Raw genomic sequence first — 12,708 nt, 5'->3', positions numbered from 1 at the left:
CGTTAGCCGCCCTCTGACAACCTGCCATCCACTATGCCGTTCTACCACCCGCCCTTTTACTCCTCAGCCTTAGAACAAGCGATCGATCGCTACCCCCTCACTGCCGGGCCAGAAACTTCCTTAGCAGTGGCGATCGCGCTGATGAGTCAGTTGCAAAACAGTTGTCCCCTAGTCAAAACACCTGTACCCTCAGACCGGGGGGCGATGACCGAAACAGCCGCGCCGGAAAAGGTGCGGGCCCGCTGCGTGTTCGTCGTCCAGAACCAGCAGACTATTACCACAGGCAACTTATCCGACAACCCCAGCCGCGGACTGTTAATCGGCATATTAACTCCCGCCGACCTAGTGAGGCTGATAGCTTCTGGCACAATAGACAGCCAGCACAAAGTAGCCCTGCACAAAATACCAATTTCCGAAGTGATGTCTCCGGTGTCGGTCTCCCTCACAGAATCCGACGACCAAGACGTGTTTACCGCCTTATCCTTATTTCGCCAGCACAAGATTCGCTATTTGCCGATCGTCAATCAATTTCGCCACTTGGTAGGAGTGCTGACACGGGAAAGAATTCGCCAAGTATTGCAGCCTTCAAACATTCTTAAATTGCGGCGGGTAGCAGAATTAATGACTACGCCAATTACAGCGCCTCACACTGCCTCGCTGCTGAGCATAACCGAACTGATGTCAGAGCATCAAGTCAGTTGCGTAGTGATTACAAAAAACAAAGAATTAACAATGGAGAAACCCAAAGATGACTATACCTCCATTTTTCACTATTCCTTTCACCAACCCCTGGGAATTATTACCGAATATGACATTGTGCAGGCACAGTTTCTTGAACTAAATTTCAAGCAAACCCCAGGTCAAAAAATCATGAGAACTCCCCTGCAATTTCTTCAACCCTCCGATTCCCTATGGACGGCGCACAAAGAAATGCAGCAGCAACAAGTGCAGCGGTTAGTCGTGTGCGGGGGGCGCGGAGAACTGTTGGGCATTATTACTCAGACCAGCTTGCTCAGAGTCCTCGATCCCACCGAAATGTACCGAGTTGTCAAACAGTTGCAGCAGTCGGTTTATCAATTGCAAGCCGAAAAAGTGGAACTGTTGCAAAGCCGCAATGCCAAACTGGAACAGCAGGTGCGGGAACGGACGGCAAAACTCCACGAACAATTGCAGCGCGATCGGCTGTTAACTCACATTTCCTTGCGGATTCACCAATCCTTAAACCTCGAAGAAATTCTCAACGCCAGCGTCGATGAAGTCCGCCAAGTTTTGCAAGCTGACCGAGTAGCCATCCTGCATTTAGAGTCGAGCAATTACGGCATTGTAGTGGCAGAATCAGTTGCCGAAAATGGGCCTTCAATCTTAGGAGAAATCCTGCCCGATAATATTTGGCAAGAATCTGCTTCGGTGATAGAACAGGAAATTTATGCCGTCCCCGACATCGACCAAGCCCGTTTGAGTGCCGAAAAATATGCCTGGTTCCACCAAGCGCAAATCAAAGCTTATTTGATTGTACCAATTTTGCAAGACGGCAATTTGTGGGGGATGATGTGTGTTCATCAGTGTTCCCAATCCCGTCAGTGGCAGCCTTCGGAAGTGGATTTGCTGCTGCAACTGGCAACTCAAATCGCGATCGCCATTCAGCAAGCCCAACTCTATCAGCAAGTCCAAAATCTCAACACCGACCTCGAACGCCAAGTCCAAGAACGCACCGCAGAATTGCAGCAAAAAGTTCACGAACTCCAGCATTTAAATGTCCTTAAAGATGAATTTCTCAGCACAGTTTCTCACGAACTGCGGACGCCTTTAGCTAATATAAAAATGGCTATTCATATGTTGAGAATTTCTCCCACGCTAGATCGACGCCAGATTTATCTAGAAATTTTAGAAACAGAATGTACTAGAGAAACAGACTTGATTAATGCTTTGCTAGATTTGCAGCGGCTCGAAGCTGCAACTTGTCCGATCGACCTCGAACCAGTAAACTTAGAACTCTGGCTGCCTACTATTATCGACCCGTTTTACACCCGGGCCCACGACCGCCACCAGGATTTGCGAGTAGAGTGCGATCGTCACCTCCCCACGATCAGTTCCAACCGCGCTAGTTTGGGACGAATTTTAGCCGAACTCCTCAACAATGCCTGCAAATATACTGCCAATGGCGGCGAAATTTTTCTGAAAGTTGAGTGCAAAAACGGAGAGGGGGAACAAGGAGAACAAAGGACAAATTCGCGACAAGCAAGTGCTGTGGCTTCAGAAATCCAATTTACACTCAGCAATCAATCGTCCATCTCAATAGAGGAATTGCCTCGAATCTTTGAGAAATTTTATCGAGTTCCCAACGCAGATCCTTGGAAACAAGGAGGTACAGGTTTGGGTTTAGCTTTGGTTCAAAAACTTGTGGAACAGTTGCAGGGAAAAATTGAGGTTGAAAGCAGCAATGGCTGGACTAATTTTATCGTTACATTTCCTACCAACCCCGATGGAAATTAGTCCGCACTCAGTCAATTTGAGATTTGAGATTTGAGATTTGAGATTTGAGATTTGAGACTTGGGCCTAAGAGGTTGGGCGAGCGCGAGCTTCAAGTCGCGCTCAGTCCAAGGATTTTTGATTTTCGATTTACTCCACAGACGAATCTGGGAGATTGAACAAGAATCTAAAATTTTGGGAGTTCCATGACCACGAATTTCAAAGGTGGTATCCGCCACGTGATTTATCCGTGGAATCAATCCCAAATCGAAAATCAAAAATCCTCAAGAAAGAGCATTTATCTCGCGCAAGTCAATCTAAAATCTAAAATCTAAAATCTAAAATCGATTGACTCATGTCGAGGGCTGGTATCCTTTTTTTGGGGGTCTTCTTTGTTGGGTTTCACTCTTTTTTTGGAGCTAGTTTGCGGATACGAGACGGTGCTGGTGTCAAATTCAAATATTCACTTTTATCTTCAACAACTGATGCTCTCGATGCTGGATACTTCTTGCGTTTAGGGGCATGATTCGCAACTGTGCCCAAGCATGGTATGCCAAAATTTTCTAATTGACTGAAAACTTTTTTGACTACAGAAAAGGGAACCTGGCGAATTGCTACAACCATCAGTATGCCATCGGTGCGCGCTGCTAAAAAATTCGTATCTTTACTGTCAGCGAGCGGCGGCGTATCGTAGATAACTAAGTCAAATTTTGCCTGAAGTTCTTCCATTAAATACTGCATCTGAGATGATGCCAGCCGTCTGGCAGTACCAGGATTCGGGATACCAGCAGTTAATACAAAAAGATTATCTGCTAGATGCGATCGTTGGATAATTTCATTGGGTTCGTTTTTATGGTCTAGCAAGTTGCTCAATCCCTTGACATTAGGCACTTCCAACAGCAAGTGCAGGCTGGGGGAATGCAAATTCGCGTCTACTAACAGCACTCGCTGACCCGCCAGCGCTGCCACGTGAGCTAAGTTTAAAGCAACGGTAGATTTGCCTTCGCCAACTGTAGCCGAACCAATTGCCACAGAGCTAATCGTTCGATTTGAAGAAAGAAAGCGGATATTAGTATAAAGAGAGTCAAAAGCTTCTATAAATTCCGCAGCAATTTTCTTATTACCCTCTTTTCCTTCAATATAAGCATAGGCATTAGCAATAGAAGGCGGCAATTTTCTAGCATTTTTGTCCAGAGGAATTGCTCCCAATAAAGGCACATCAACCGCATCTTTCACGTCATCAGCACAGTAGAAAATATTGCGGATTTTTTCAATGAGGATAGCAGCTCCCAGACCCAAAACTAGCGCTCCAACAACTGCCATCACTAATTTGTTTTTAGCTTTCGATGGAACTGGCATCAGGTTGCCCTTCTCATCTAGCGGTATCCGTGGTTCAGAAATTATTTCCCAAGGTACTTGGCTTTGAGCTGCTTGGACGCGCAGAGTTTCCCGCTGGCTTAGAAGTTGATCGCGGGTGCGGGCGGCTACTTCTAATTGCTGTTGCAGTTCGTTGTAGCGGCGGGCTATGGTGGGAAATTCTGTTGCTTGCCTGTTTAAATTGTTTTTAGTTTGGCTGATTGCCTGACGGCGAGCTTCTAAGACCTCAACTTGGTTAGCAGTATCAACCAATTGTTTAATCAAGCCTATGCGAATAGAATTTTGAAAATTCTGAACTTTAGAATTGGCTTGGGTACCGACTAAATTTTGCCCCAAAATTCTATCAGTTTGCTGGTTGAGCAAAGCTACTAAATTTGCCCGCTTGCGCTCTAAAGCTTCCACTATAGGGTTAGCAGATTTAAAACGAGCTGTTTCTACAGCAATCTGACCTTCTACTTCCTTAACCTTGGTCAGCAACTCTTTATATTGAGGTTCTTCGCTTAAAGCTGAAGCAGCAATAGCTTCATTTGGTGTAAAATCTAATTGTTTTTGCAAGTTAGCGTACAGCGTTTTCTGTTCTTGCAGTAGCCTTTGAGTTTCTAACTCTAAAGTTTCTACGGCACGAACTTGCTGGATTAATTGCGCGCCTTGTTCTTGAGGATTGGTAATCTGTTGCTCCTGCTGTATCACCTGTAACTCCGATTTCAGGTCGTTTACGCGCTTATTGAGTCCCGGAAGCTGGTCTTCAATAAATTTAACACCTTCACCAATCCGAGTCTTGCGTTCATCAAGACTGTACTTTAAATATTTCTTTTTAGTTTCTTGTAAAACGAACTCAACAAATTCAGGCTCATTCCCCATGAAGCGAACTTCCAAAATTTTAGTCATCGTCATCTGATCTTCTCCGAGCCGCAAAACGACTAATTCTTTTTGAAGCATTTTCTCAGTGAATTTTGGATATCGTTTTTGGACTTGTTTAACAATAGCTGACAGCATCTGAGGACTCTGGAGAATTTGAAGTTGAGTTGCGTAGTCCAAACTAAAAAAATCTCTACTAGGTACTCCTCCCCCCTCGCTGCGATTGGCTAGGGCAGAGGGGTCAGCAATTCTTGCCTCCGTTGTCACGGGTTCCACTAGCATCCGAAAATCGCCTTGATATGTTTTCTTGGCTCCCTTGATCTGATAAACAACTCCGCCGACTACTAGACCTATAATCCCAATAATGATTAGGGCTTTTCGCTGAACAGTCCTCAACAACGGCTTTACATTCAATCCTTTCTGAGGCTGCGCGCTTAAATCTTCTCCCTCGTCAACGGAAAATTGCTGCACCTGTCGGCTCTGGTTGCTAATGGGTACGATATGAGCGTCCTGTTCTCTTTCCATGTTGACCTCTTTGATATTTTGTGGGTAAAATCAGCTTTCTTCTGCGAGCCTTCAGGTTGATACTTTGAGCATTGGCTTAAGGATATCACACGAAATTATTGGTTGGTCGAGCCCACTTCCTTCTAATAGTTCTCACTACTTTCACATAGTATACAAAAATCACTAAATCCTTATGCTATGCCGGCGGTAAAAGTTCTTTTACAACTGCTGGAGAGTTAGATCAGACTGCATTTGGCTCGGCTGCGTTGTGCTTGTATTTAGGGTTTCCGGGCGACGAAGCCAACTTTTTCAGGTGTTGCTCAGCTTCGCGACAGCGGGTTCCATAACTTTACCAAACTTTTACAATTGACCGTAACACCTCAGCCGCCGCTTGCGCTGGTATTGGTTTGTCCTCTATGCCATTTTTCGGTTCGGAGTCAACGACAAAAGCACTTGTTAACTTACGCGCTAACTGAGCGGCTAAAAAGTGTTGCATTTCCCCTGTAGATATAATTAGCCACATTCGGCAGATTTTTGGGAACGGCAACTAATCGAATCAATTTCCGAAAAAAATCTGTTTCTTCTTTTAATTATAAACTTTTTGAGGAGTTAGATGAATGATTAAGTGTATATACTTATTTTACCGTGGTAATTATATCGCAAACTCATTTCGATAGTGCGCGAGCGACATAAAATTTAATAATTTGTGTTCTCAAGCTCGATCGACATTTAGAACAACTCAAGCATTCGGGGTTTTTCTACTGGGGCGGATGGCGCGGCGCGATTTATGTATTTTCGTAAAAAAAACTAGGTTTCTGCGTTCCGGGGCTATTACTAAAACTATCGCTTTTATTCGCCCTCCGAGCAAGCTATAGCAATCCTTTCAGGAAACGCGCAACGTTTTTTTTAAATTAACCGATGCCATAAGAAGATGACACATTGTTCAAGAAAAAAATAGTTTGCATAGGATGGGAGGATTGCTATTAATATCGCCCGGATTAGCTATCGGTAGTTGTTATTTTTCGAGTTTACGAATTACCAACTATTGGTTATTAGCGCTTACTGATTTTCTGCTTTTCTTTCTCGCAGCTTCAACAATATTTCTGCATGAACTTCGCGGGTTATAGGATAAAAGTATGTGAGAATCATCCCAGCAATTAAAGCAATTGTGGGGAGGGGCCCGATCGCAACTCGAATCGCAAACAGTGCAGACTCTGGCTGTACGGGTGCAGGCTGTCCCGGAACTGTAGATAGAAATCCAGCTCCTTCTAATGCTTGACCTACCAACCACAAACCCCCTGCCAATCCGATTTTTTGCAGCAGTACCATAAACGAATAGAAAACCCCTTCGCGTCTTTCTCCTGTTTGCAGTTCGTCTAGTTCGATCACATCCGGTATCATCGACCAAGGTATTAGATAAGCCGTGGAAACTCCGACACCTGCCATGACTGCTAATAAGTACATCTGCAATACTTGTCCTGGTTGGAGAAAAAATAGTCCAGCTTGAGCAATAATCCACAGACTCATGCCCATAAAATATACGGCTTTTTTGCCGTATCTCTCGCTGACTTTACTCCAAACAAATAGCATGATTAATGCAGTGCCTTGAACTGCGATCGCCACCAAGCTAAAAACGTACTGTGGCTGTTGCATCCAGTTAACAACAAAGTAGGGAATAATAGTAGCCGTCAACTGCACTCCCAGCCAAGAAAAAAGATAAATTCCAATGACGTACAAAAAAGGGCGATTGCTAAATGCAATCTGCAACTGTTCTTTCAGTGGCAAGGATGTAGAATTATCGAGTTCGGCGTTTTCTAATAGTTGGGCTGCGACGTGCTTGCGAGTTCCCAAAACGCACCAGTACAAAGGCAAGACAGAGATAACTGCACAGATTGCACCTAATACTAAATATTGTTGATTCGGGTCTTTTTCAAATACACGAAAGATAATTAGAGCTAAGATTAATGAAAAGATGCTGCCGCCAATGGAGAAAGCAAACCGAAAACTATTAAGGCTAGTGCGTTCGTTGTAGTCTTGAGTAAGTTCTGGAGTCAGGGCAGTGTAGGGAAGATTGACAGCCGTGTAGGCGGTGTTGAACAAAATACTGATTGCAACATAGTACCAAAATAACACTGTGTGATCCGTGCTAGGTACAATCCACTGCAATAAGAAGAATATGCCGAAGGGAATGCCACCATATATTATCCAAGGATATCGGCGGCCCCAAGGATGAGAAGTGCGATCGCTCAAAACCCCCACAATCGGGTCATTTATAGCATCCCAAATCTTGCCAACTACCAAAATATTACTGGCTAAGCCGGCAGGTAAACCAGCAACATTGGTAAAGAAAACTAGGAGGTAAAATGCCAAAACATTAGCGGTAATTGCCGGGCCGAGGTCGCCGGCACCGTAAGCTAATTTTGTTGAGAGGCTGAGTTTTTGTGTTTTGGGGTTGTCGGCTGCAGGTCGAAGCCCGGAAGTGTTGCTCATAAACTTTGATGTCGAGATTTTTTGGCAGTCACAGTCTTTCCAGTAGGAGTATAACTCGCGCTACGCCCTAATACTAAGTTTTTTGTAGCGATCGGGATTATTCTGAATAATTGGTAATTCATAATTGGTAATTGATAGATTTGTTGGGGCGGGTTCACCAACAATAATCGCCCCAAAACAAACAATCTCAAAAACCAGCCCCAACCCAACTTTCCAAGCCAAATGTACGTTCAGATTTACGGTGGGGTGGGGGCGGGTTTATATGAATTGTCGGTCATTGTTATGTATGGTTTGTGAACCCGCCCCTACAACGTTGTGGTAATTCGAGCGATATCAATATACACAATACCCGTAGATACCGTAGCAGCTACGCACCATAGAAGGGGCGGATTTTACCCGAAATATCGATCCGTAGCTAAAGATATCGATAAACCCGCCGCCCACAGACTTAAGGAAATAGTTGCGAAATCTGAACTTCTATTTCTGGAAAGGCCAGCATTGACAAAACATCATCTTCATTAAATACTGTTTCTTGTCGGTAATTTGCCTCGCCCGGTTCGCGAAAAACATAAACTTGCCGCGTGTTAACATCAAGTATCCAATAATCAGTAATTCCCGCCTTAGCATAAGCCGGTGCTTTCCGCTTGCGGTCTGTTTCTAAAGTCGTGTCAGCTATTTCTACTAATAAGAAAATATGGTCGGGTGCGGGATGAAAATCTTGGTACAGCCGAGGGTCGATTTGCACGCTCAGCAATATCCGGTTCTGGTTCTGAATTTATACTTAGAGTAACCGGGTCTTGAATGCGAATTAAAGCAAGTCCTGCCAGCAGATTTCTCAGATAGTCGGCTGCACAGAGATTAGTTGCTGCGTGGGGAGGATTTTTTGCACTGCTTGAAATAATTTGCCCGTCAATTAATTCGACTCGTTCATCGGGATTGAGAATGCCAGTTTCGGTCATGCGGCGGTATTCGGCTACAGTCCACAAGCGTACATCTGTTACAGTCATGGCACAATTTCCTTTGGCGATATTATCTATTATCGATGCACATTCTAGTTTTGTATTAAATTGCTAGGTCAACAATCTCGATTTAGCTGTAATTGCTCCCACACACCACAAAATAGCATTGACAATTTCCGAGCGCTGAATATCTTCTGCGTCTAAAAAACTTGCAAACTCTTCTTCAATATTCAAATGATCGGCAAAATCATAAAGTATGCGCTTGTATTCAGTTGGCATCGGTATTAAAGTAGCTTTCACTAAATCGAAAAGCGCGTTCAAACAGTTGAGGATAGTAGCTGACTCGTCAAAATCTTCGGCATCGAGCAAGTATAGCGTTTCTGCAATGTCGCAAATAGCGTCTATTTGTGTGGGGGGCTTTCCCAGTTCGCTGACATCGATATTGCACAATTGGAGAGCGTTAATCGCTAGTTCTGGACGGGTAAAAAATACAAGTTGACCGCCGGCTACTAAGGGCGGCTCTTGTTCTCCATAGACAATTAGAGTATATAGATTTGGTATTTCGGTGCCGGGGTCGATCCGCAAACCGAACAGCCACAACAATTTTTCTGTATTTGGGTTTGCTGTTTGCAGTGTTGTTGGGAAAATATTTGGTTCTGACATGAATGTTTAATCCCTATAATACGCTCTTAAACTCGGTTTCTACGCAAATTTTTTGTCTTTTAGGACTTACGCAATCATTCCAGGTATGGGGGCAACCACGGGGGTTTGCCCCTACAAAACACTATATATTGAGGCGGTGCGTAAGTCCTGTCTTTGTGAGAAATCTAGAGATAAACCGGGTTTATAAGGCAAGAGTGCGTAATCTTTTTCCTATAAATTTTGCTGAATTATGTTGCAGCATTCGGCAACTGTTGCTCTTTTTTCCATTGCTGCTACTAGGGCTTCGTAAGCTGATTGGTGGCTTTCGATCAGGTTTTTTGCTCGCAGCAAACCCCAGTTTTGTTTGAGTTGAATTTCGGAAATTGGACGGCGCATTTGTGTTAAAATTGCACTAATTTTGGTGCGGTCTTCTGCTCCTCCTTGTGCGCTGCCGTAAACAAATTTTTCGGCGACTATTCCGGCCATCCACACGGTGCAGTATTGGTCTAAAAGTTGGGCGGAAAGTGTGCCACTTTGGAGTTGAGATGCTAATTGTTCGTCTTCAAATCGGACTCCACCTTGGGCTGTTTGACCTTGTTTAAATGCTTCCCAAGCGTTGAGGGCGTAGCTGGTTACGGGAATTCCCAATAGGTGGGCAACTAGGAAGTGTCCGGCTTCGTGGTGAAGGATACGATCGCGCTTTTGTTTGGAAGTTCCCCCCAGCCAATCTAATAAAATTGTACCGCCTTGACCTTGCCACTGGAAACTGTCGAGGGTGGCTAGCCCCAACAGGCAAAAAGTGGCGATCGCAGGTACGGCTTCTGGCAAGTTGAATAGGGGGCCCAACAATATTGAAACGGTGATGGCAAAGATAGAAATAGCGATAATATTCAAAGAAGTGTCTTTCATAATCGGGAATTGGTAACTGGGAATTGCTAATGGGGAATTTGTAATAGGGAATTGGTAATGGGAATTGGTTTTAGAGGTAAACTCAGGTACGATCGCGCGATCGGTTTGGCAGCGTCGGGTCGATCGCAGCAGCCGGGACTTCCGACAAAAACACCACCTTCCAGTTTGACTGAAAATTGTCCCTCCGAAGCCACCGATATTAAAAAGATATTAAAATAAATCAAAGTCCAGTAAAAGTGTTAGTGGAATCCTTCATGTCAGTTTTGGCAGCGATCGCAGTTTTAGGTATCTTGATTGTCGTTCACGAACTCGGCCACTTCTTGGCGGCGAGACTTCAACACATCCATGTCAACCGCTTCTCCATCGGTTTCGGGCCAATCCTCTGGAAGTACCAAGGCCCGGAAACTGAATACGCCCTCCGCGCCTTTCCCCTGGGAGGTTTCGTGGGTTTCCCGGACGACGATCCCGACAGTACAATTCCCCCAAATGACCCGAATTTGCTCAAAAATCGCCCCGTGCTCGATCGGGCGATCGTCATTAGTGCAGGGGTAATTGCCAACTTAATTTTTGCTTATTTCCTGCTGGTGGTGCAATTGAGCACTGTCGGCGCTGCACAAATGAACTACCTACCGGGAGTTAAAGTCCCGGAAGTCGCTGCGGAAGTCAGTTCGGCCGCGAAACAAGCGGGAATTCGATCGGGCGACGTTGTTCTGTCTGTTGACGGCAAGGAATTGGGCGCTTCCGGCGAAGCAGTCAAATTATTGGTCGCAGCAATCCAAGATCATCCCAACCAACCCCTAGCGTTGGAAATTCAGCGCCAAGAACAAAAATTTGTGGTGACAGTAACTCCTGAAGAGTCGCCCGACGGCAAAGGTCGCATTGGCGTGCAGCTAACTTCTAACGGCACTGTGGTGCGGCAGAGGGCCGGAATTGTAGAGGCGTTTAGCAAGGCCGCCAAAGAATTTGAGCGGATTGTGGTGCTGACGGTTCAAGGTTTTGGGCAGTTACTTAGCAATTTCAGCCAGACTGCCGACAAGTTGTCCGGGCCTGTGGCGATTGTGGCGATTGGTGCAGGGATTGCCAAATCGGATGCTGCGAGTTTGTTTCAGTATGCGGTGCTAATTAGCATCAATTTGGCTGTGATTAATATCTTGCCTTTACCTGCTTTGGACGGCGGTCAGCTAGCTTTTCTGTTAATAGAAGGACTGCGGGGCAAGCCTCTGCCGAACCGCATTCAGGAAAATGTCATGCAGACAGGTTTGGTGTTGTTGCTGGGTTTGGGAGTTTTCTTGATTATTCGCGATACTGCTAATTTGGCTGGGTTTGATTTGCGAAATTTCATGCAATAGTAAATGAAGGAAGAGGGAAGAAGGAAGTTCGGCAACGGATTCTGTAACGGATCTAACGGATCTAACGGATGTAACGGATTTCAGGAAGAAGGAAGAAGGAAGAATTATGTCTACTTTTCCGTTTTCCTATTTTCCTATTTTTCCCTCTCTTTTTTTCCTACGCAAGCGAGGTAGAGCCTTTCGTTATGGGTTCCCCGGTCGTGCCTGGAAGTTAAAAACAAATAACAAATGACTAATGACTAATGACTAATGACTAAAAAGTTAAGTTTAAAACAACGATCGCTCGAAATTCTGATTCGCCTCAAACGCCTCTATCCAGAAGCTCCTTGCACTCTCAACTACGAAACTCCCGTGCAGTTGCTGGTGGCGACGATTCTCTCGGCTCAGTGTACGGACGATCGCGTAAATTTGGTAACGCCGGCTTTGTTTGAGCGTTTCCCCGATGCGGTGGCTTTGGGAAATGCTGATTTAGAAGAATTGGAAAGTCTGGTGCGATCGACTGGTTTCTACCGGAATAAGTCTAAAAATATTAAAGGTGCTTGTCAGGCGATCGTCAATAAATTTAACAATCAAGTGCCGCAGCGGATGGAACTGCTGCTAGAATTGCCCGGAGTTGCCCGCAAAACGGCTAATGTCGTTCTCGCCCACGCTTTTGGTATTAATATGGGCGTGACGGTAGACACTCACGTCAAACGTTTGACTCAGCGGTTGGGATTGACCGAACATACCGATCCTATAAGGATCGAGCGGGATTTGATGATATTGTTGCCGCAGCCGGATTGGGAAAATTGGTCGATTCGGTTGGTTTATCACGGCAGGGCAGTTTGTAATGCGAGAAATCCGGCTTGCAATATTTGCGAACTGGCAGATTTGTGTCCTTCTGCTAATAGTTTGGTCTTGCACCAAGGTTAAGTACAGGCAAGATGCCTGTACCACAAAAAAAATGAGTTATTGCAGATTTTTACCCTTCTGCTAATAATTAGGTGTTGCACAAATGCTAAGTACAGGCAAGATGCCTGTACCACAAAAATGTAGAGTTATTGTGGAACAGGCATCTTGCCTGTTGCTAAAAGTGTAGAGTTATTGTGGAACAGGCATCTTGCCTGTTGCTAAAAATGTAGAGTTATTGTGGAACAGGCATCTTGCCTGT

Annotated in this window: 11 protein-coding genes; 4 read left to right on the top strand and 7 right to left on the bottom strand. The window is 45.0% G+C overall.

Translation table 11 applies throughout. The annotated features are described in order from the left end of the window. Nucleotides 1-33: 33 nt before the first annotated feature. Nucleotides 34-2,493, top strand: a complete 2,460-nt coding sequence (locus QUB20_RS04650; RefSeq protein ID WP_333055614.1) for a CBS domain-containing protein — start codon at nt 34-36, stop codon at nt 2,491-2,493. Nucleotides 2,494-2,872: 379 nt separating this feature from the next. Here the strand turns inward: QUB20_RS04650 and QUB20_RS04645 are convergent, their stop codons facing one another. The 7 genes from QUB20_RS04645 to QUB20_RS04615 all read right to left on the bottom strand — a co-directional run bounded on the left by QUB20_RS04645 (nt 2,873) and on the right by QUB20_RS04615 (nt 10,209). After that, a complete protein-coding gene (locus QUB20_RS04645; RefSeq protein ID WP_333242486.1) occupies nt 2,873-5,230 on the bottom strand; it encodes a polysaccharide biosynthesis tyrosine autokinase in 2,358 nt (785 codons plus the stop codon). A 328-nt stretch (nt 5,231-5,558) separates the two neighbouring features. Continuing rightward, nucleotides 5,559-5,732 carry a hypothetical protein gene (locus tag QUB20_RS04640; RefSeq protein ID WP_333242489.1) on the bottom strand — a complete coding sequence of 58 codons (174 nt, stop codon included), beginning with the start codon at nt 5,730-5,732 and terminating at the stop codon, nt 5,559-5,561. 536 nt (nt 5,733-6,268) lie between these two features. Beyond that, nucleotides 6,269-7,699: an MFS transporter gene (locus QUB20_RS04635; protein WP_333244087.1), complete on the bottom strand. Its 1,431-nt coding sequence runs from the start codon at nt 7,697-7,699 to the stop codon at nt 6,269-6,271. A gap of 448 nt (nt 7,700-8,147) precedes the next feature. Continuing rightward, entirely contained in the window at nt 8,148-8,444 is a 297-nt protein-coding gene (locus QUB20_RS04630) for a Uma2 family endonuclease (RefSeq protein WP_333244084.1), read from the bottom strand. Continuing rightward, on the bottom strand, nt 8,368-8,706 hold the full coding sequence (locus QUB20_RS04625) for a Uma2 family endonuclease (RefSeq protein ID WP_333244081.1): 339 nt from the start codon (nt 8,704-8,706) through the stop codon (nt 8,368-8,370). The genes QUB20_RS04630 and QUB20_RS04625 overlap by 77 nt, the downstream gene beginning before the upstream one ends. A 63-nt stretch (nt 8,707-8,769) precedes the next feature. Further along, nucleotides 8,770-9,321 (bottom strand): hypothetical protein, encoded by a 552-nt coding sequence (locus QUB20_RS04620; protein WP_333244078.1) that lies wholly within the window; start codon nt 9,319-9,321, stop codon nt 8,770-8,772. Nucleotides 9,322-9,531: 210 nt separating this feature from the next. Further along, a complete protein-coding gene (locus QUB20_RS04615; RefSeq protein WP_333244074.1) occupies nt 9,532-10,209 on the bottom strand; it encodes an ATP-dependent Zn protease in 678 nt (225 codons plus the stop codon). 57 nt (nt 10,210-10,266) lie between these two features. Here QUB20_RS04615 and QUB20_RS04610 point away from each other — a divergent pair, with 57 nt between their 5' ends. From QUB20_RS04610 to nth, 3 genes are all read left to right on the top strand, one after another. Beyond that, nucleotides 10,267-10,428 (top strand): hypothetical protein, encoded by a 162-nt coding sequence (locus QUB20_RS04610; protein ID WP_333105714.1) that lies wholly within the window; start codon nt 10,267-10,269, stop codon nt 10,426-10,428. 35 nt (nt 10,429-10,463) lie between these two features. Next, nucleotides 10,464-11,558 (top strand): RIP metalloprotease RseP, encoded by a 1,095-nt coding sequence (gene rseP / locus QUB20_RS04605; RefSeq protein WP_333244071.1) that lies wholly within the window; start codon nt 10,464-10,466, stop codon nt 11,556-11,558. 249 nt (nt 11,559-11,807) lie between these two features. After that, complete coding sequence (nth, locus tag QUB20_RS04600) at nt 11,808-12,470, top strand: endonuclease III (protein WP_333231660.1); 663 nt, start codon at nt 11,808-11,810, stop codon at nt 12,468-12,470. Nucleotides 12,471-12,708: the final 238 nt, after the last annotated feature.

Source organism: Microcoleus sp. B4-C2 (assembly GCF_036705265.1).
GTDB lineage: Bacteria > Cyanobacteriota > Cyanobacteriia > Cyanobacteriales > Microcoleaceae > Microcoleus.
The sequence above is the reverse complement of the archived record's forward strand: the minus strand, read 5'-3'. Positions and strand labels throughout refer to the sequence as shown.